This is a genomic window from Kribbella sp. CWNU-51 (assembly GCF_054073265.1).
This window is the reverse complement of the sequence record NZ_JBSXMZ010000037.1, coordinates 42,646-61,782: the sequence shown is the minus strand read 5'-3', so window position 1 is coordinate 61,782 and position 19,137 is coordinate 42,646. Positions and strand designations below refer to the sequence as shown.

Here is a 19,137-nt window from a genome sequence, read left to right as displayed (position 1 = left end):
GGCCTACTTCGCGATGTTCAGCGTCGTCCGGCCGATCCGGATCGAGCCGCCGATCTCGGCCGGCACCGGGCGGGTCACCCGCTGGCCGTCCAGGTACGTGCCGTTGGTGGAGCCGAGGTCCTCGACCCACCACTGCCCCTCGGACTGGAACAGCCGCGCGTGCCGGGTGGAAGAGTAGTCGTCATCCAGCCGGATCTGACAGTCCGAGCCGCGACCGATGATCACCGGCTCGTCGACCAGGGTCGCTCCGACACCGGCCTGGGGGCCGTCCGCGATCGTCACCGAGCCGGGCAGGCCCTTCCGTTTCTTCACCGGCTTGGTGGTCTTCGGCGTCCGGGTGTTCTGCGGTACGACGGCGGCCGCGGCCCGGCTGTCCACCTTCGCACCGAACAGGTCGGACCTGATCACGGACAGCACCGCGAGGACGAACATCCACAACAGGGCCAGGAACCCCAGTTTGATCAGGGTCAGGGTCAGTTCCGACATGGAGCTTCAATCACCACCCGCTGCTCGGCGGCTGGGCGATCGGCTCGTCCGCCAGACGCAGCGTCATCGTCGTGTTGCCGATCCGCACGGTCGAGCCGTCGACCAGCTCGGCCTCGGTACTACGCCGGCCGTTCACCAGGGTCCCGTTGGTGGAGCCCAGGTCGACCAGGACCACCCGGATCCCGCCCGGGCCCTCCGGCATCAGCCGGATCTCCGCGTGCCGCCGGGACACACCGGGGTCGTTGATCTGGATGTCCGCGTCGGTGCCGCGGCCGAGCACGACACCGGGCGGGTTGACCGGACGCCGCCGGCCGTTCACCTCGAGCATCACCTGCGGGTGCCCGCGGCGCTGGGGCTCCTGCTGCGGGGGCGGGGTGCTGTGCATGACCGTCTGGCCGTCGCTCGGCGGCACGTAGGGCTCCTGCTGGTAGGGCTGCTGCTCGTAGGCCGGGGGTTGCCGCCGTTGCGGTGTCCCGACCGTGGCACTGACCACCCGGAACTTACCGGTCGGCAGCTCGTCCTGCTGGGTCAGCTCGATCTCGATCGGCCCGGAGAACGTGTACCGCTGGATGTCGGCGTGGTCGCGCAGCTCGTTCGCAAGCTCCGTGTTCAGGGTCCGGCCGTAGGCGTTCAGGCGTTCGAAGTCGCCCGGGCCGAGCTCGATGGTGAAGTGATTCGGCACCAGCCGCCGGTCCCGGGACAGGATCCGCGCGGTGTTGTCGATCTCACGCTTGAGCGCCGCCGCCAGCTCGATCGGCTCGACGTCGCCCTTGAACGCACGCGCGAAGACACCGCTCACAATGCCCTCCAGGCGTCGCTCGAAGCGCTGCAGCGGTCGCACGCCTCCTCCTCCATGGTCGGTACACCAAAAGTCCACCGGTCGAGGCGGACACACCGGGTACGACGATCGATCGTATCGGGAGGTTCGACCTAACCCGCAATGTGAAGCTCCGGCACAACCCGTGCTACTGTTCCTTCCGGTCGCTGAGAGTTCTCGAAGCGATCAGCGCGCGGGTGGCGGAATAGGCAGACGCGCACGGTTCAGGTCCGTGTGCCCGAAAGGGCGTGGGGGTTCAACTCCCCCCTCGCGCACCAAAAGTCCCGGTCGATGACCGGGACTTTTTGCATTCCCGGGGGGTGCGTTCACTCACACGGTGAGTCCGATGACCGGACCGGGTCCGGCGCCTTGTCTCGCTGATCGATCCGTGCGTTGATCTATGAGAATGGTCCGTCCGCGTGGTGGGAGGGGCGATGGACCGCGAGGGTGGATTCGTCATCCTGGACGACGCGCCGCTGGAGGGAATGGCCGCGGCCGTCGAACGCCTGGCGGACGAGGACGACGAAGCAGCCGCGACCGCGCTCGAGCAGCATCTCGACGAGCAGGAGGTCGGGAAGGCCGGCGACCGGGGGATCCTGCGCAACCTGCTCGAACAGTTCCGCGGCGTGCAGCTGGTCGACGATCTGGGCACGCACTCGACCAAGCTCGAGTGGCTGGCGTTCCACGTCCCGCCAGGGGGAACCGGCCAGCTCCAGCTCGAAGTCGCCGGGACGCAGCATGCAGCGGTCCAGCTGAAGGTGATGGGCCTGGGTGGTGGGTCCGGGCGGAAGTTCACCTTCGGAGCCGAGCGCGACCTCGGCACGCGGGACCAGTGCTTCGCGCTCGGCGCGTGGATCGACGTCCGGCTCCGGACGTTCCGCGGCCGCGGCACCCATGCCCCCGAGGACCTCCGGGTGGACGTCGAGGCGGTCACCAACTCCTACCTCGAGCCCTTGCAGCCCTGCGCCCTCTGCTTCACCGACGCCGCTCGCCGACCGCCCCGAGCGCATCCGGCGGGCATCGGGTGGGATCTGACCTCGGACGACAAGGGTGTGACCGAGCGCGTGACCGTCGAGTTCACCCGGGAAGCGGAGCTGGAGGTCACCCTTCAGATCCCGGGGCTGTCGCTGGGCGGACTGGTCCCCGGTGTCGCGATGAACCGCGAGGTCCGCAGCCGGTGTGAGGCGTCGTACACGTTTCCAGGGCGCGCGAACTTCGTGGGATACGAACTGATCGGCCGACGAAAGGACTTCCCGTTCTGGGGGCGGTCGTAAATGGCTGCGTTCGAGGTGCTCCTGCACCGGTACTGCACGCGCCCGGGGCTCGGCGGCGTACCGCCCGATGACGACGGCCTGCTGCTCGAGCGGGTGTTCCGGCGTTGGGCAGAAGCGGAGCGGGCGATGGGGCAGGGGAATCCGCGCCAGGCGTTGCGATGGCTCGCGGAGGCTCGCGCGCTGGACAGTGCGACGCCCGATCCGGTTGTCGCTGCCGAGCTGCTCGCCGGCGAGACGAGGTGCTGGGTCGCACTCGACGAGCCTCGCGAAGCGATCGGCCCGGCGCGAGCCGCCTGGGAGCGATGGCTCGCACTAGCGAACGGACCGAGCTCGGACGTCATCCTGCCCGCGGCGCGTGCGCTGCTCGCTGTCTTGTCCTCGCCGGATCCACCGCCGAAGCTCAGCGATGCCGAGGTCTTTGCCGCCTGGCTCGAGGACCAGCTCGTGATCGAGTTTCAGCGGAGCGCCGGCCTCGTCCTCGGCCTCCTTGCCGATGTGCATCGCGTCGACCTGGCCGACGAGGTCGCCAACGACTACCTCGGCTGGATCGAGCGGTTCACGCCCAAGGCCGGGCAGGGCCTCCTCCGGGCTCGGTTCGCGCTCAGGCTCGGGGACGTCTACGACCGGTGCGACGACTCGGCCCGCGCCTTGGCTGTGTTGCAGGACGGCTTGCAGCGTCTCGACGGGTACGCCGACCAGGCCGAGATCTCCAACCTGCGAGGCCAGCTGACGTTCAACGCGGGCAACCAGCACGCCAAGCTGGGACAACTCGAGGATGCACTGGAGGCGTTCACGTCGGCAGCGGAGATCGGTGTGGGCGGACGCGTCGAGGCGGCGCTGCGAACTCGCTACGCCGTCGCGTTCACGAAGTACCAGCTGGGGCGGGAAGGCGGCCTGATCGAGGAGTTGGCCGACCTCGCCTGCCGGTACGAGGAGGTGCTGGCCGAGTCGACCGCCGGCGGATCGGATCTCGATGTTCGGCAAGGCCTCGACGTCGTCTACCGGCTCTGGCTGAAGCTGGAGACGGCGCGGTTGGACACGACCGACGCGCGCGCCGTTGTCCGCTTCCTGCATCTCGTGTTCGCACTGAAAGAGGAGGAAGGCAAGTTCTGCAGCGTCCTGCAGGCGATGGACCGGCGGCCGGACGCGGCGTTCCACTCCGAGATCACTGTGCTGCTCGAGCGGTTGACGAGTACCGCGACCGGGGTGCTCGTCATCGAGTCCGTGCCGGAGGCCGTTCTCCTGGTTTCACTCTCCGGCGGCAGCGTGGCGGTCCAGCTTCTCGATCGGGACGCGGCGGCGGTGGTCGGCGACCTCATCGACGAGCAGCGGCTGGCGACCGACCGCCTCTCGAATCGGGCGATCCCTGCCTCGAGCCCGCCGAGTCCCCGCCATGTGCAGGCCTGTCAGGCGATGTGGCAGGCGCTCGATCCCGAGCTCCGCGCGCACATCGACGGCGTCCGGGTGCTCGCGGTGGTGATGGACAGCAGTACGGACCTCGGCGAACTGCCGATCGAGATCCTCCACGACGGCACGACGTACCTCGGCCTTCGCCAGCGAATCGTTCGCTCGCCGGCGCTCCGCGATCTGAACCTCTCGCTGTCTCGCAACCTGGTGAACGCCCGGCCGACCGGCACGGCGATCGTCGTCCGGGCGGAGGACGCGCTCGTCCACGCCGACGCGGAGACGAGTATGGCCGTAGCTGCTGCCACCGACCTGGGCATGACACCGAGTGTCCACAGAGCGCCTGAACCCGCGACGCTCCTGCACGACCTCGGCGCCGGGGCCGACCTGCTGCATTACGTCGGCCACGGACTCGCCGACAGGATCGGCGAGGAGCTTCCGCTCGGTCCTGGCAAGCGGCTCACGGCGCGTGGATTCGAGGCCATCGGACCGGCGCCGGCACCGTTCACCATGCTCAGCGCTTGCCTCGCCGGACGCAGTCGACAGCTGCGGACCGGTCAGGAGCACGGGTTCGTCACGGCGCTGATCCGGACGGGAGCACCGGGCGCGATCGCGGCTGCCTACATGGTCCCGGACCATCTCGCCGCCGAGTTCACCGCATTGCTGTACTACTTCGCCAGGGACGCCCTGCTGACGGATGCGATGCTGCTGGCGCGCCAAACCCTCGCCGATGACGGCTACCACCCGGCCGCGTGGGGATGCTTCGTCCAGCACGGCGCTGCCGACCTGCGCCTCGGTCGTCCGCACCTGAGCGAGCCGAGCACGTGGTCGGAGTGGGCGTTGCGGTACCTCGCGAGCGGGACCGAGGAACACCTGCGAGCCGCGCGCGACCGACTCGCGGACGATGCGCGGCTGCCGGCCAACCTCGCGCATGCGATCGACGACGACCTCCGGGCGCTCGCCGAACACGATGCGGCCCACTTCGCCGCAAGCGACGAGGCGATCGTCGACCAACTGTCGTCCACCTCGCAGGCGGCGATCGTCGCAGCGATGGTGCGCTCGTACGGCGAGTTGCGCCACGCCACCGCCGACGCGACGGATCGCGAGCACAAGGCCGAGGTGATCGTCGCCCAGTCGCGCACCATCGAACGCATCCTCGGCGACTCGTATCTCTTGATCGCCGCCGCGGTGGAGTTGCGCAAGCACCTGTTGCCGTTCGGCGACAACAAGACCGTTCTGGATGCGGCTCGAGGTCGGCTCCGCTGGTTGAGCGCCGACGAAGAGCCGCTCGATGGGGCGCGACGCGCCCTGATTGGGGAGGAAACACATGTCTGACGACGAGCCCATCTACATCGACGTCGGCGAACTGGCCGGGGTCGACGCCGACACCTACGCGGCCGCCGACAGCGGCGATCGCCAGGCGCAGAAGCTGATGCTCCGCAACCTGCTCACCTCGGAGGCGTCGGCGGCAGCCCTCACCACCGGCCACTGGACCGCGTGGATGCTGCGCATGATCGCGACCGGAGACCGGCAGGCGATCGCCGACATGCTCGGCTCGATCGCGGAGGCGGCCCGCGCGCACTGGCTCTCGACGGCGCAGAAGGCGGCGCTCGACGAACTTGTCGAGCAGTACTTCGGTCCGGGCGCGGTCGGTGCGGCGACGGTCAACAGAGTGCGGGCGGCGTTCCTCGGGCACGAGCGGGAGTCGGCTGTCGTCGACCTCTACCTGGTCAGCGACCGGTTGGCCAGCGGTGAACCGGTGGGCCTCGACGAGTTGGCCGACGCCATGGCGACGTCCCAGGCGCTCGGAGCGCCGGCCGCGGAGGCGTTCTTCATGTCGGTCATCGCCCAGCAGAGTTATTCGGCTGACCCGGTCGCGGCGTTCCGGTTGGCGGTCGGTGCACTGGAGAAGTTCGTCGAACTGCGCCAGCAGGACGAGGTGTACGCGGGAAAGGTCGGGATGACCGCGCTGCTCGGGTCGCAGCTCGCCGACATCGCGGGCGAGCCGCAGGCGTCGATGATGCTGCGCGCCGCGTACTTCGACGAGATCCAGGCCTTCCAGTCAGCCGGCGACTGACGGGGTCAGAACGACCTCCGGTTGGTGGAGCGGGGGTCGCTGACGGCTCGGGTGCGGTAGATGTCGCCTTTCAGGGCGGTGGCGCGCCACGGGCGGGCGTGCGCGGGCCTTCAGCTCGAAGATCGAGTCCACCGGGTACGCCGACAACAGCAGGCACTCGACGCCGAGACGCTCGTACTGGCTGAACAGGTGCGGGAAGTTGACCTCGACACAGATCATGCAGCCGAAGCGGTACCCGTCGACGTCGAACACGACCGGGTCGGAGCCCGGTGAATAGAAGTGGTTGATCTCGGTGTGCGAGCAGAAGCGCTTGCCGTACCGATCCACGAGTTCACCGGCGTCGGAGATCACGTACAGGCCGTTGTGCGGCCGGTGCCCTACCGTGCCACCCGGAACCGACAGATCCGTGGACCGGCGCACGGGTGACCGCGGGTCCGACCGGCAGGTGAGCGGCCGGATCCGCCGGGAGAGTGACGCCTGGGGTCGGTGGTGGATGAGAGGGTGCTGCCTATGGAGCACGCGTTCGAGCTGATCGGGCTGACCAAGACCTTCGGCGACCAGCGGGCGGTCGACAATCTCAGTCTGACGGTCCCCAAGGGATCGTTCTTCGGGATGCTGGGGCCGAACGGAGCCGGCAAGACGACGTCGTTGTCGATGGCGGTCGGCCTGCTGCGCCCCGATGCCGGTACGGCGAAGATCTTCGGAGCCGACGTCTGGCAGGAGCCGACGAAGGCCAAGGCGCTGGTCGGCGTACTGCCGGACGGGCTCGGGATGCCGGAGCGGCTGACCGGTCAGGAAGTGCTGACGTATCTCGGCCTGTTGCGTGGCCTGCCCGAGGACGAGGTCAAGGCGCGTACGGCGGAACTCCTCGAGGTGCTCGAGCTCGACCACGAGGACGACAAGCAGGTGATCGGCTACTCGACCGGGATGCGGAAGAAGCTCGGGCTCGCGATCGCGTTGCTGCATGCGCCGCGGCTGCTCGTCCTCGACGAGCCGTTCGAGGCGGTGGACCCGATCTCGGCGGCGACGATCCGGACCATCCTGAACAGGTTCATCGCCGGCGGCGGCTCGGTGGTGATGTCGAGTCACGTGATGGCGCTCGTGGAGCAGCTGTGCGACCGCGTGGCCGTCGTCGCCAACGGGAAGGTAGTTGCTGCAGGCACCGTTTCCGAGGTGCAGGCCGGCGGCAGCCTGGAGGACGCGTTCGTGGCGCTGGTCGGAGCGTCCACCCGGGGCGCGGAGGGGTTGTCGTGGCTGTCGGCCTGACCTCTGCGACGGCGCACGCGCTGGTCCGGATGCGGCTGGCCGCGTTCCGGCACGCGCTCAAGGACCAGAACCGGCTGACCTGGATCGTCGGCGGTGGATTCGTCGGCCTCGTGCTCGCCGGCGGCACCGTCTGGGTGGCCGCCCGCGACAACGACATCCTGGCCGTCGCGCTCGCGGTGTGGATGCTGGGCTGGATCATCGGGCCGATGTTCGCGGGCGGTGGTGACGAGACGCTCAAGCCGGAGTACTTCAGCATGCTGCCGCTCCCGCCGCGCACGCTGGCCACCGGCCTCCTGACCGCGGCGCTGGCCGGCGTCGCGCCGGTCATCAGCCTGCTCGCCCTACTCAGCCTGCTGGTCGTCGGTGCGCAGTTGAGTGTCGCGGCAGCGGTCATCGCCGTACCCGCCCTGCTACTCCAACTGTTCTGCTTCGTCCTGGCGTCCCGGCTCGCCGTCGCCGTGTACGGCGTACTCCTGCAAGTCCGGTCGGGTGCGGTCATCGCGGCGCTGGTCAACGCGTTCATCCTGGCCTTCACCGCGCAGGGGTGGGCGTTGATCGTCGCCTTCGTGTCCACCGACCTGCAAGGCTTTATGGCGAGTGCCGCTCGCATTGCCCCGTCCGGCTGGGGTCTGGTGGCCGTCGAGGCGGCAGGGCGCAACGATTGGCTCCAAGTGCTGCTGGCCCTCGCCGGCCTGCTGGTACTCGGTGCCGTGATGCTGGTGGCTTGGTCCGCTCTGTTGGTCCGACGTACGACGAGCAGCCGTGCGGGCAGCAAACCTCGGCGGCTGCTGAGCGCGACCAACGCACGTGACGCGGCTGCGGCCAAAGAGATGCGGTCCTGGACGCGGGACCTGCTCTACGGTCACCGGGCTGTCTTCGCGATCAGCTACGGACTTTTCTTCTGCCTGATGCCACTCGCGATCGGCTGGAAGGCGATGCTGCCGTGGGCCGGTCCGGCTGCCGTCGTGATGGCAGGTTCGATGTCCTCCAATTTGTACGGCTCGGACGGTACGGCGCTGTGGACGACGCTGATGATTCCGGGCTCGGCCAGGCCCGACGTGCGTGCACGGCAGCGCGCGTTCCTTCTCGTCTTCGGTCCGCCCACCCTGCTGATCACTCTGCTGCTGACCTGGTGGTCGGGCTACGCCAGCGCCTGGCCGCTCGTGCTCAGCGTGCTGCCGGCCATCCTCGGTGGCGCGGCCGGTCTGGTCGTCGCCTGCTCGGTGTACGCCGCCGTACCGACGACCGACGCGCACAAACGGTCCGGCAATCCTCTCAACGCCGGCGAGAACGAGGGCGAGACGATGGGCATCGTCTACCTGATGCTCGTGCTGGTGTCGCTGACCGCTGGTCCGGCGCTCGTCGCCGCACTGGCCTGGTCGTGGTGGGGCGTGCCGATCGGTGTCCTGTCCGGCGTACTGGCGTGGTGGTACTTCGGCCGGCTGGCGGCACGACGGCTCGATCGCCGGGGTCCGGAGTTGCTCACGCTGCTCAGGCACGGCCGATCCGTGATCGGCGAGATCAAGCGGTCCAACCTCGAGAAGCTCCCGCGCTGGCGTCGTACCACGGCCGGCTTCTGCTTGGGCTTCGCCGCGATCCCGTTGTTCCCGCAGGCCGTCGTACCGGCGATCTTCCTGCTGACCGGGAACCACGACACCAAGTCGTGGTTCCTCGCCCTCTACGTGCCGGCGCCGTGGCCGTGGGTCGTGATCGTGGCGATGGCCGCGCTCGGCGTGTCGATGTACACGTACGGCGGCCTCACCTATCTGCGCGCCAAGCCCGCCCGGGGTGGCTCGGCCGCGGTAGCCGCAGAGTAGGGCTGCCCCGGTGCCGGCCCGCGGCGCTGGGGGTACGGCCGTTCCGCAGCATCCCTCGTGCGACCGGCCGTCCCTGCGACATGGCGCAAGCGCGCCATCAACCGGCACCATCGGGTAATGACAATGCTTTTGGCCGGGCCTTCGGCGCCGGCGGGGTCATGGGGCCTTGGCTCCCGGCCTTCCCTCGTCGCTCCAGTCGCTGCGCTCCCTGCGCTCCTCAGTCCAGGCCGGGAGGCCCCATGACACCAAGAGTCGTACGCAGGTGGGCTTGGCTAGGCACGCTTCTGGTCGGCGGGGGACTGTACCTAGGCGTGCTCGCCGTCCTCACCGATACCGGAAACCCGAACCTGTTCCCGACCCTGATCCTGCTCGGCGCGATGGTCGTACCGCTGACGTTCGTCACGTTCGCGGACGGCCGGTCCGGGCGCTGGCTGATCGACGGCCCGACTCTCGGTGGCTGCCTGCTGTTCGGTGGCGTGGTCGGCGTGGCCGTCGCAGGTCTGCTCGAGTACAAGGCGATGCGGCGACTGGGCACCCTGCCGATGGTCGGGGTCGGACTGATCGAGGAGGCCGCGAAGCTGATCGTGCCGGTGATCCTGGTGGTGTTCTTCGGGACCCGGTACCGGACGTCGATCGGCCGCGGCATCGTCATCGGGGTCGCGGTCGGCACCGGGTTCGCCGTACTGGAGACGATGGGCTACGCGTTCGTCGCCCTGCTGGAGTCGAACGGGAACGTCGGGGCCGCCGAGCAGACGCTGTTCATCCGCGGCCTGCTGTCACCGGCCGGACACGCCGCCTGGACCGGGCTGACCTGCTGGGGGCTGTGGCGGTTCGTGACCGCGCCGTCCGGTCGGCACCTCGCCTTCTTCCTCGGCATGTACGCGGTGGCCGTCGCCCTGCACACCACCTGGGACGGTATCGGCGGCTGGATCACGTACGTCATTGTCGGGGCGATCTCGATCGGCCTGCTGCTCTACGGCCTCAAGCGCGCGCAGCGCAGCGACTCTGGACAAACTGTCCAAGCCGGACCTATTGTCCAAGCGTGACACCGGAGCAACTGACCCCGATCGGCGAGGCGCTCGCGCGACTGCTGTCCCCGCACGCCGAGGTCGTGCTGCACGACCCGGCCACCGATGAGGTCGCCGCGATCTGGAACCCGCTGTCCGGGCGAGAGCCGGGCGATCCCTCGCTGCTCGGCGAACTGGACGAGCTGAACACGACGGGCTCCGACGTCTACGGCCCCTACCCGAAGACGCTGCCCGACGGCCGCCGGCTGTCCAGCGTCAGCGCCGTGATCCGGGCCGACGACGGCAAGCCGGCGTACGTGCTGTGCGTGAACGTCGACCGGACCGCCTTCGAGGAGGCGAGCCGGCTGCTGGCCGCGTTCGCCGCGCCGGTCGCGGGGCAGCCGCGGGTGCTGTTCGAGCACGACTGGTCCGAGACGCTCAACGAGATCGTGGCCGGTTACGTCCGGGAGCACGGCGTGACGGTCGAGCGGTTGAGCCGGACCGACCGCCTGGATTTGCTCGGACGGCTGGACGCGGCCGGCGTACTCAGCCAGCGCCGGTCCGTGCCGGCCGTTGCCCGCGCCCTGCGGATCTCCCGGTCCGCGCTCTATCAACTGCTCGCCCAGACCCGGAAGGAGACGAATGCCGACCCTGCCTGACTTCCGGTTGGAGACGTACTTCGCGCGCTGGGAGTTCAGCGCCCGCTATCACCTGACCGCCTCGGACGCGCAGACGCTGCCGATGTCGGAGTTGCTCGCGCTGGCCGACGACGACGGCCGCGAGCGGTGGGAGTCGCTGGCTCTCGGCTACACCGAGACGCGGGGTCTCCCCGCGTTGCGGGCCGAGATCGCGGCGACCTACTCGGACGCCGGGCCCGAGGACATCCTGTGTTTCGCCGGTGCCGAGGAAGCGATCTACCTTGCGATGCGAACGTTGCTCGAGCCGTCGGACCATGTCGTCGTGCTGACGCCGAACTATCAGGCGGCCGAGACGATCCCGCTGTCCGTGTGCGAGGTGACCGGCGTCGCGTTGCGGCCCGAGGACGACTGGGCGCTGGACGTCGACGCGATCGAGCGCGTCCTCCGGCCGAACACCCGGATCGTGTCGGTCAACTTCCCGAACAACCCGACCGGCGCCGTCCCGTCCCTCGACAGCTGGCAACGGTTGGTGCAGCTCTGCGACGAACGCGGGATCACGCTCTTCAGCGACGAGGTGTACCGCGGCCTCGAGCTCGAACTCCCGTCGTTGCCTCAAGCAACCGATCTCTCGGGTACGGCGCTCTCCCTCAACGTGATGTCGAAGGCGTACGGACTGCCCGGCCTGCGGATCGGGTGGATTGCCTGCCGGGACCGCGCCGTCCTCGACAGGCTCGAGCGGGCCAAGCACTACACGACGATCTGCAACTCCGCGCCGAGCGAGGTGCTGGCGTTGATCGCCCTCCGCGCACGCGAGAATCTGCTCGACCGCAACCGCCGGATCGTCGCGGAGAACGTTCCCGTCTTCGGCCGCTTCTTCGCGAGGTATCCCGAGCTCTTCGAGTTCACCCCGCCTGACGGGGGCTGCGTCTGCTTTCCGCGCTACCTCGGTACCGACGGCGTCGAGGCGATGTGCGCCGAGCTCGTCGAACAGGCCGGCGTACTGCTGCTGCCGTCGAGCATCTACAGTTCCGCGCTAACGGAGACCCCGACCGACCGCTTCCGGGTCGGCCTCGGGCGCCGTGATCCTGCGGAGGCTCTCGACGTCTGGGCGACCTGGTTGGAGAAGCGCGGATGACGCTGCCGGTGATCGGTCTCGACGCGATCGCTCGGGTCGCGACGCCTGACGTGGTCTTCGCCGCGGTCCGGGACGCGTTGATCGCCCACGCCGAGGGGCGTACGTCGGTGCCGGCGCCGATGGTGCTGGAGTTCCCGGACCACGCCGGCGACTGTCATGTGAAGGCCGGGTACGTGGACGGGTCGCCGTACTTCGTGGTGAAGATCGCGAGCACGTTCGCCTCGGTGAACAACGGGTTGATGCTCGTCGTCGACGCGACCACGGGTGCGCCGGCCGCGGTGCTGGCTGACGAGGGCATGCTGACGGCTTGGCGTACGGCGGCGGCCGGTGCGCTGATCACCGACGCGATGACCCCGGCCGACGTGGACGAGGTCGCCGTACTCGGGACCGGCGAGCAAGCGCGGCTGCAAGTGCAGTGGTTGCGGGAGTTGCGACCACTGCGCAAGGTTCAGGTGTGGGGTCGCCGACCCGAGGCTGTGGAGAGCTTGTGTGCGGCGTTCGTTGCGGATGGTTTGGACGCTCAGCCTGATGCGCTCGGTGGTGCGGCGTGCGTGATTGCGACGACCGCAGCCCGTGAGCCGTTGCCGGCGGAACTGTTCCGGTCGGCGATCCACGTGACCGGGGTCGGCACCGACATGCCGGGCAAGGGCGAGTTGCCGGTCGAGGTGTTCGCGGGTGCTTTGGTTGCCACCGACGACCACGCCCAGTGCCTCGACCACGGCGACTTCGGGAACGCGGTCCGGGCCGGAGTCGTGACTGACGACGTCGACCTCGCGGTTGGCGCCGTACTCCGCGACGGGGTGGACCGGACGCGCCGGTCGGTCGCCGATCTGACCGGCATCGGCGCAGCCGACGCAGCGGTCGCGGCTGCGGTCCTGGAGCAACTGGTCAGATAGCGCGCTGCGTTCACCGCGGTCAAGGGGTGATTCTGCTCCAGACCGGGCCGGTCGGTGTGTCGGTGAGCTGAACACCGAGCTCGCTCAGCTCAGCGCGTAAGGCGTCCGCACGAACCCAGTCCCGGGCCGTGCGGGCCGCCTCGCGTTCAGCGATCAACTCGTCGACAACTGCTTGATCGGACTGCGAGAACTGCTCGGCCGCCGGCTCGACGTCGGCCGGTTCGAGGCGATCGAACGGCAGTCCGAGTACGGCGCCACTGGCGGCCGTGACCACCCGCTGACCGTGCTCGGACAGAACCGCATCGCGCAACGATTCCTGCAGCACGGCAAGCACCCGAGGCGTGTTGAGGTCCGCGCTGACCGCTTGATCGAGCTGGTCGATCACCGCGACTGCGGCCGAGTCGTCGCTCGTGAGGGCGCGCGCTTCCTCGAGGGTGCCGATGGACGGCAGTCGCCCGAGCGCCGCCGTACGGCGGATCAGCCGGCGGAGCGTTGCCTGCGCGCCGGCCAGTCCATCCGTGGTGAACTCCAACTGGGCGCGGTAGTGGCCACCGAGCAGGAACATCCGGTACGCGAGCGGGTGGAAGCCGTGCTTCTGCAACTCCTGAACGGTCAGCACAGGGCCGGCCGATTTCGCCATCTTCGCCGCGCCGAGCTGCAGAAACTCGTTGTGCAGCCAGAACCGCACCCACGGCCGGCTGTCGCCCAGATAGGCCTCGCTCTGGGCAATCTCGTTCACGTGATGCAGCTGCCGGTGGTCGACTCCGCCGGTGTGGATGTCGAAATGCTCGCCGAGCAGCTTCATGCTCATCACCGAGCACTCGAGGTGCCATCCCGGCGCGCCCCAGCCCCATGGTGAATCCCATCGCATGGCGCGGACCTGACCCGGCGCCTCCGCACGCCAGAGCGCGAAGTCGGTCTTGGCTCGCCGGCCGGGAACCTGCTCGACCCGAGCCCCCTCGAGTTGTCCACTGACGTCGACCAGTCCGAGCCGGCCGTACCCGGGATCCTTCGAGGTGTCGAAATAGAGGCCCGACGGGATCTCGTACGCGAAACCGCGGTCCACCAGGCGCTCCGCGAAGGCGATCATCGCATCGACGTACTGCGTCGCCCGGGGATAGTGGTGAGCGGGCAGGATGTTCAGCGCGTCCAGATCGGTGAAGAACGCCTGGGTGTACATCTCGGCGATCTCTTCGACCGACCTGCGCTCGCGAGCCGCCGCGAGTTCGATCTTGTCGTCACCGAGTTCTGCTTCGGCCACGGCGTGGCCGACATCGGTGATGTTGATGACGTGCTCGACCTGCCAGCCCTTCCACAGCAGGGCCCGGCGCAGGGTGTCGGCAAACGTGTACGCGCGCAGGTTGCCGATGTGCGCGAAGCTGTAGACCGTCGGACCACAGCTGTAGAGCTTCACAACGTTGTCCGTGGCCGGCTCGAAGTCTTCGATTCGGCGCCCGAGTGAGTTGTAGAGCCGCAAGGTCACCGCCTGATGCTAGCCCGCGACCGTCGGACCTCACTGATGATCCGCTTCCTGCTCAGTGACCGGTCAGTAGTGTGAGACGGCCCTGCTGAGCTGTGGACAATGCGTGCTGGACTGAGTACGGTCCGTAAACGGCGTCCGCACCACGCCACCGCGGAGGATGGTGAGTCCTCCCCCTGTCGGTGAGGTGCTGCCCGCCAGTAGCGCCTCGCTGGTGGCTGGGCAGAGCAGCCCGCGGCAGTTCGTCGCGGCCTGATGGGGGCCCAGACACCCAGGTGGGGCGGCGAGCGGCACTCACTCGCTCACCGCCCCACCGGCTCAACTCTTCACCGCCTGATCCCACGCCGTGGAGGTTCCGTCTCTTCATCTCGTGTTCGCGATCGGGATGTTCGGTAGCCGGACGACCTGGGCAGACTGTCAGGCGTCCGGTCCCCACCCGCCCCTGGGAGTTGCCGTGCTTAGGTCGTATCTGATGATCCCCCGCCTACTGCGCGGCGCCCGGCACGGCGCCTCGCCGCACTGGCGCAAAGGCCACGATGCTCCGCATCGAGACCTTCGCTCCAGCACGCCGATGCACCGCACCGAGCACCTGCTCGCTACGGCGCGGGATCATCAGATACGACCAGGATCCCGCTTGTTCCGCCCAGCCCTGGTCGTCACCGCCGTACTCGCTCTGCTCGGCTTCGGCATCACGCCGTCGAACGCCGCCACGCCCATCACCGTCAGTACGGCGATCGGCCGGCAGGACGGATCGAGTGCCTCGGTCACGGGCTACGTGGTCGGTCAGCCGACCGCGACGAACACCGTTGTGCGCAGCAACTTCCCGAACGACTTCGCGCTGGCGCTGGCCGACTCGGCGACCCAGACCGGTACGTCGTCGATGCTGTATGTCCAGATCCCGACGGCCTTCCGCGCGTCGTACGGACTGCAGAGCAACCCGGGCCTGATCGGTCAGCAGATCACTGTCACCGGGACCCTGACCGCGTACTTCACCCATGCTGGGTTGAAGGACGCGACCGCGTTCAGCGGCGGCGGCTCGTCGGACCCCGGCGATCCGGGTGACTACTACGCCGGCGCCGAGGGCAAGACCGGCGCCGCGCTGAAGGCGGCGCTGCACACGATCATCTCCAGCCAGACCAAGCTGACCTACGACCAGGTCTGGACCGCGCTCAAGGACACCGACCAGGACCCCGCGAACAGCAACAACGTGATCGAGATCTACTCCGGCCGCTCGATCAGCAAGAGCGCGAACGGCAGCGCCGCCGACGACTGGAACCGCGAGCACGTCTGGGCCAAGTCCCACGGCGACTTCGGTACGGCGACCGGCCCGGGCACCGACGTCCACCACCTGCGTCCCGAGGATGTGTCGGTGAACGCGGCCCGCGGCAACCTCGACTTCGACAACGGCGGTACGGCGGTCGCCCAGTGCACGGGCTGCACCGCGGACTCCGACTCCTTCGCCCCGCGCGCCGCGGTCCGCGGCGACATCGCCCGGATGATCTTCTACATGGCCGTCCGCTACGAAGGTGACGACGGCTTCGCGAACCTCGAAGTCAACAACTCGGTCGACAACGGCACCGCCCCCTACATCGGCAAGCTCTCGGTCCTGAAGGCCTGGGCCGCCGCCGACCCGCCGGACGCCTTCGAGAAGCGCCGCAACGAGGTCATCTACACCACCTACCAACACAACCGGAACCCCTTCATCGACCACCCCGAATGGATCCCCTCCATCTGGCCGTAGCCCCATCTGCCCCGCCCTGCCCCACAATCTGCCCTTCGCACCGGGCGCCCGATGGCTCCACAGTGGTGGAGTCATACGGCCACAGGAGGGTTTGATGGACATCGGGATCCGGGAATTGCGCGACGGTCTCAGCCGCCATCTCGCGCAGGTGCGGAAAGGGCACACCATCACCGTCACCGACCACGGCAAGCCGATCGCCCGGATCGTGCCGGTGGACGGGCCGACCAAACTGCAGCAGTTGGTGGCGGAGGGGAAGGTGCGACCGCCACGCCAACCTAAGCGTACGGCGCCACCAGTAGACGAGGGTTAGCGGTTGACGGTTCGGCTTTGCTCTCGGGTTGGCCCGAGGGCGTGGCGGTCGTCCGTCGTACGCTCCCCGGCTGCTGTGAGTCGTGGCTGGGGAGAGGCGGTGGGGAGGGCTATGCCGGCGTGGGCGGCGGAGTGGCCGAGGCGGGTTTGGACCCAGTCTTGGAGGCCGGGGTCGGCGACGGTGATGCGGCCGGCGGACTTGCGGAGGAGGCCGCGGGAGATGAGGCCCTGACCGGCGCTGTCGAGGTCCCAGCGGCCGGGGCCGGGCGGTGCGGACTCGGCCGGCATCGACAACCCGTGCGGACCGCGTACGGCGGCCTTCGCCAGCAGCTCCTTCTCCGCGTCGGAGCAGTTGTGCCAGGCGGCTTCGTAGAGCGTCCGTGAGCGGTCGTTCAGCTGGGCCATCGCTGCCTTCGCCACCCCGGAGGTGATCCCGGTCTGCGGGTCGGCCAGCTCGAGCGCGGAGCTTGCCAGGGTGCGAAGGCGGCTGGGGTTGCCGTTGGCCGCCTTGACCAGGTTGTCGACAGCCTGCGGTTCGTGCGGGATGCCGGCCTGACGGAGTGGTTCGGTGAGCGCCTGCCGCAGCTGCGTGTCGGTCAGCGGCGGCACCTCCCGGATATCGAACCGGTGGGCGACCTTGGTCTCGACGCCGGCCTGCCCGCCGGACGCGCCCAGGAGCCGGGTGGTGGCCAGCTCGCCACCGGCCCCGACCAGGAACACCGGCCGACCCTGCTGCTCCAGGTGCGCGGAGAGTTCGGTCAAGGCGACCAGATCCCGGTCCGATGCGACGTCGAGGTTGTCGACCATCAGCAGGATCGGCTCGCCCTTCTCCGCGGCCAGTTGGCCGAGGTGATCGGCGAGCTCGTTCAGCGTGCTGCCGACGGTGTCCCGGGGTGCGTCGTCCCACTGCCGCTTGCCGACGACCTGGAACACACCGGGCGCACCGATCCGCACCTCCGCGCCGTTCTGGGCGTTCCGGGTCCGCACCGCCAGCTCGCCGAGCGCCTTCTTGAGCTCGCGGGCCGCGCCGATTCCGAAGCGCTGACGGAACTTGTCCATGTCCTGGTTGACCGCGCGGATCACCCGGTTCTCCAGGGGCTCGCGCGGTGAGGCGTCCAGCCGGATCGCCGTCCACCCGTTCCGGTCGGCCAGCGCCTGGGTCCGGTCCAGCTCGTGGCTCGTGCCCATGCCGGGCGGGCCGGTGAACAGGACGGAGGTCCCCCGCGGGAGCCGCTGGTCGAGCGAGATCGGCCGGCCCAGCTGGTCCGTCCGCATCACCGGGTGGACCGGGTTGCGCGCCGTACCGAACACCTGGCTGACTAGCGCCGCCCGGTCGCCGGTCGGGTGCACCGGCGCGATCCCGGCGCCCTGCTGGGCGGTGCGGGCGAGCTCGTGACCGGCCGGGGTCGGGGCCGCCGGGTTCTGGTCGAGGTAGTCGTTGACCCAGTCCTGGAGGCCGGACTCGGCGATCGTGACGCGTTCGCCGCCGTGTTCGCGAAGCAGGCCGCGGGCGACCAGATCCTGGCGCGCCTCGTCGATCGCCTGCCAGCGGCCGGGCCCGGCCACCTGGGTCTCGGCCGGCATCGACAGCCCGTTCGGGCCTTGGGCCGCGACCTTGGCGAGCAGGTCCTTCTGCGCGTCGGTGCACCGGTTCCACCGGCCCTGGTACAGCACCGCGGACTCGTCGTTGACGCGAGCTGTCGCGGCGGCGGCCGTCGCGATGGTGATCCCGTCGCTGGGATCAGCGAAGGCGACCGCGGTGTCGGCGAGGGTGCGGAGTCGGCTCGGGTCGCCATTCGCGGCGCGCAGCAGGCTGTCGATCGCCTCGGGCTGGTAGCGGATGCCGGCCTGCTGCAGCGGCACCGTCAGCGCCGGCCGCAGATCATGATCGGCCATCGGCCCCAGTTCGCGGATGTCGAACTGATTGGTGACCGTGGTCGCGATGCCCGACATCCGGTCGGAAGCGGCCATCAGCCGGCTCGTGGCCATCGCACCACCGGCCGCCACCAGCCACACCGGGCGGCCCTGCTGCTCCAGGTGTACGGCGAGCTCGTTCAGCCCGGCCAGGTCCCGCGGTGACGCGGCGTCGATGTTGTCGACCAGCAGCAGCACCCGCTGACCCTTGCTCGCGGCAAGTTCTCCGAGCTGGTCGGCGAAGTCGTTCAGAGTGGTGCCGAGGTTGTCCTGCGGGGTGACGTCCCACTGCCGCTTGCCGATGAACTGCACAGCCCCGGCGCCGACCCGGACCTCGGCGCCGTGCTGGGTGTTGCGGGCGCGCTGGGTCAGGTCACGGACCGTCTTCCGCAGCTTGCGCACCCGCAGCCGTCCGAACCGCGCGCGCAGGTTCTCGAGGTCCGCGGAGATCGCGCGGGTGAAGCGGTTCTCCAAGGGATCCCGCGCCGAGGCCTCCACCCGGATCGCCGTCCAGCCGTGCTGGGCCGCAAGCACGCGGGCCTCATCCAGCTCCCGGGTCTTGCCCATACCGGGTGGCCCGGTGAACAGGATCGCCTTGCTCTCCGGGAGCGGGTCACCGAGCGAGATCGGCCGTCCGAGCCGGTCCGTCCGCGTGACGGTGTACGCCGGGCGCCGCGGCGTACCGAAGACCTGGCTCATTGGACCAGCGTGCGGACCGTAGCGGTCCCCGACACAGGCTGTACATGGCTTGTCGGTTAACACTCGTCCCCCGGCAGCTGAACCACCGGCCGACCTGGCGACCTTCGCCGGGCGGTTGTTGGCGTTGGTGGGTTAACCTCGGTTAGGTAAACCTAACTTCCGCCCGAGAGGACTGTG

Annotated in this window: 16 protein-coding genes and 1 tRNA gene; 12 read left to right on the top strand and 5 right to left on the bottom strand. The window is 69.2% G+C overall.

What is annotated here, in order from left to right; translation table 11 throughout:
• Positions 1-3: 3 nt before the first annotated feature.
• Both ACXC9Q_RS30935 and ACXC9Q_RS30930 read right to left on the bottom strand, forming a co-directional pair.
• A complete protein-coding gene (locus ACXC9Q_RS30935; protein ID WP_328524923.1) occupies positions 4-486 on the bottom strand; it encodes an FHA domain-containing protein FhaB/FipA in 483 nt (160 codons plus the stop codon).
• 10 nt (positions 487-496) lie between these two features.
• On the bottom strand, positions 497-1,327 hold the full coding sequence (locus tag ACXC9Q_RS30930) for an FhaA domain-containing protein (RefSeq protein ID WP_457060159.1): 831 nt from the start codon (positions 1,325-1,327) through the stop codon (positions 497-499).
• Between the two features lie 167 nt (positions 1,328-1,494).
• Between ACXC9Q_RS30930 and ACXC9Q_RS30925 the strand changes: the two genes are divergently transcribed.
• The 4 genes from ACXC9Q_RS30925 (at position 1,495) to ACXC9Q_RS30910 (ending at position 6,058) form a co-directional block, all read left to right on the top strand.
• Positions 1,495-1,581: transfer RNA gene (locus ACXC9Q_RS30925), tRNA-Leu, on the top strand.
• 156 nt (positions 1,582-1,737) lie between these two features.
• The gene (locus tag ACXC9Q_RS30920; RefSeq protein ID WP_457060158.1) at positions 1,738-2,577 is read left to right on the top strand and encodes a hypothetical protein; all 840 of its coding nucleotides are present in this window, start codon (positions 1,738-1,740) and stop codon (positions 2,575-2,577) included.
• Complete coding sequence (locus tag ACXC9Q_RS30915) at positions 2,578-5,316, top strand: CHAT domain-containing protein (RefSeq protein ID WP_457060157.1); 2,739 nt, start codon at positions 2,578-2,580, stop codon at positions 5,314-5,316. It abuts the gene before it with no gap.
• The gene (locus tag ACXC9Q_RS30910) at positions 5,309-6,058 is read left to right on the top strand and encodes a hypothetical protein (protein ID WP_457060156.1); all 750 of its coding nucleotides are present in this window, start codon (positions 5,309-5,311) and stop codon (positions 6,056-6,058) included. Before ACXC9Q_RS30915 ends, ACXC9Q_RS30910 begins: the two co-directional genes overlap by 8 nt.
• Here the strand turns inward: ACXC9Q_RS30910 and ACXC9Q_RS30905 are convergent.
• Entirely contained in the window at positions 6,044-6,478 is a 435-nt protein-coding gene (locus ACXC9Q_RS30905) for a carbon-nitrogen hydrolase family protein (protein WP_457060155.1), read from the bottom strand. The genes ACXC9Q_RS30910 and ACXC9Q_RS30905 overlap by 15 nt on opposite strands.
• Positions 6,479-6,568: 90 nt before the next feature.
• Between ACXC9Q_RS30905 and ACXC9Q_RS30900 the strand changes: the two genes are divergently transcribed.
• The 6 genes from ACXC9Q_RS30900 to ACXC9Q_RS30875 all read left to right on the top strand — a co-directional run bounded on the left by ACXC9Q_RS30900 (position 6,569) and on the right by ACXC9Q_RS30875 (position 12,817).
• Complete coding sequence (locus ACXC9Q_RS30900) at positions 6,569-7,324, top strand: ABC transporter ATP-binding protein (protein ID WP_405070219.1); 756 nt, start codon at positions 6,569-6,571, stop codon at positions 7,322-7,324.
• The gene (locus tag ACXC9Q_RS30895) at positions 7,309-9,141 is read left to right on the top strand and encodes a hypothetical protein (RefSeq protein WP_457060154.1); all 1,833 of its coding nucleotides are present in this window, start codon (positions 7,309-7,311) and stop codon (positions 9,139-9,141) included. The genes ACXC9Q_RS30900 and ACXC9Q_RS30895 overlap by 16 nt, the downstream gene beginning before the upstream one ends.
• 239 nt (positions 9,142-9,380) lie before the next feature.
• Positions 9,381-10,187 carry a PrsW family intramembrane metalloprotease gene (locus ACXC9Q_RS30890; protein WP_457060153.1) on the top strand — a complete coding sequence of 269 codons (807 nt, stop codon included), beginning with the start codon at positions 9,381-9,383 and terminating at the stop codon, positions 10,185-10,187.
• Positions 10,184-10,807, top strand: a complete 624-nt coding sequence (locus ACXC9Q_RS30885; protein WP_457060152.1) for a helix-turn-helix transcriptional regulator — start codon at positions 10,184-10,186, stop codon at positions 10,805-10,807. The genes ACXC9Q_RS30890 and ACXC9Q_RS30885 overlap by 4 nt, the downstream gene beginning before the upstream one ends.
• Positions 10,791-11,921 (top strand): aminotransferase class I/II-fold pyridoxal phosphate-dependent enzyme, encoded by a 1,131-nt coding sequence (locus ACXC9Q_RS30880; protein WP_457060151.1) that lies wholly within the window; start codon positions 10,791-10,793, stop codon positions 11,919-11,921. The genes ACXC9Q_RS30885 and ACXC9Q_RS30880 overlap by 17 nt, the downstream gene beginning before the upstream one ends.
• Positions 11,918-12,817 (top strand): ornithine cyclodeaminase family protein, encoded by a 900-nt coding sequence (locus tag ACXC9Q_RS30875; protein WP_457060150.1) that lies wholly within the window; start codon positions 11,918-11,920, stop codon positions 12,815-12,817. The genes ACXC9Q_RS30880 and ACXC9Q_RS30875 overlap by 4 nt, the downstream gene beginning before the upstream one ends.
• Positions 12,818-12,836: 19 nt before the next feature.
• On the opposite strand, the gene cysS is transcribed toward ACXC9Q_RS30875, so the two are convergent.
• A complete protein-coding gene (gene cysS / locus ACXC9Q_RS30870) occupies positions 12,837-14,300 on the bottom strand; it encodes a cysteine--tRNA ligase (RefSeq protein ID WP_457060149.1) in 1,464 nt (487 codons plus the stop codon).
• 451 nt (positions 14,301-14,751) lie between these two features.
• Here cysS and ACXC9Q_RS30865 point away from each other — a divergent pair, with 451 nt between their 5' ends.
• Together ACXC9Q_RS30865 and ACXC9Q_RS30860 are read left to right on the top strand one after the other, a co-directional pair.
• A complete protein-coding gene (locus ACXC9Q_RS30865) occupies positions 14,752-16,038 on the top strand; it encodes an endonuclease (RefSeq protein WP_457060148.1) in 1,287 nt (428 codons plus the stop codon).
• A gap of 94 nt (positions 16,039-16,132) precedes the next feature.
• Positions 16,133-16,348, top strand: coding sequence for a type II toxin-antitoxin system Phd/YefM family antitoxin (locus ACXC9Q_RS30860; protein WP_457060147.1), 216 nt, complete (start codon positions 16,133-16,135; stop codon positions 16,346-16,348).
• On the opposite strand, the gene ACXC9Q_RS30855 is transcribed toward ACXC9Q_RS30860, so the two are convergent.
• Entirely contained in the window at positions 16,345-18,960 is a 2,616-nt protein-coding gene (locus ACXC9Q_RS30855; RefSeq protein ID WP_457060146.1) for a hypothetical protein, read from the bottom strand. The two genes, ACXC9Q_RS30860 and ACXC9Q_RS30855, sit on opposite strands and share 4 nt — an antisense overlap.
• Positions 18,961-19,137 lie beyond the last annotated feature (177 nt).

Bases quoted from the DNA above. Each gene is read 5' to 3' on its own strand.
- ACXC9Q_RS30935 (WP_328524923.1), bottom strand. From the start codon at position 486: ATGTCGGAACTGACCCTGACCCTGATCAAACTGGGGTTCCTGGCCCTG.
- ACXC9Q_RS30920 (WP_457060158.1), top strand. From the start codon at position 1,738: ATGGACCGCGAGGGTGGATTCGTCATCCTGGACGACGCGCCGCTGGAG.
- ACXC9Q_RS30915 (WP_457060157.1), top strand. From the start codon at position 2,578: ATGGCTGCGTTCGAGGTGCTCCTGCACCGGTACTGCACGCGCCCGGGG.
- ACXC9Q_RS30910 (WP_457060156.1), top strand. From the start codon at position 5,309: ATGTCTGACGACGAGCCCATCTACATCGACGTCGGCGAACTGGCCGGG.
- ACXC9Q_RS30900 (WP_405070219.1), top strand. From the start codon at position 6,569: ATGGAGCACGCGTTCGAGCTGATCGGGCTGACCAAGACCTTCGGCGAC.
- ACXC9Q_RS30890 (WP_457060153.1), top strand. From the start codon at position 9,381: ATGACACCAAGAGTCGTACGCAGGTGGGCTTGGCTAGGCACGCTTCTG.
- ACXC9Q_RS30880 (WP_457060151.1), top strand. From the start codon at position 10,791: ATGCCGACCCTGCCTGACTTCCGGTTGGAGACGTACTTCGCGCGCTGG.
- ACXC9Q_RS30875 (WP_457060150.1), top strand. From the start codon at position 11,918: ATGACGCTGCCGGTGATCGGTCTCGACGCGATCGCTCGGGTCGCGACG.
- ACXC9Q_RS30860 (WP_457060147.1), top strand. From the start codon at position 16,133: ATGGACATCGGGATCCGGGAATTGCGCGACGGTCTCAGCCGCCATCTC.
- ACXC9Q_RS30855 (WP_457060146.1), bottom strand. From the start codon at position 18,960: ATGAGCCAGGTCTTCGGTACGCCGCGGCGCCCGGCGTACACCGTCACG.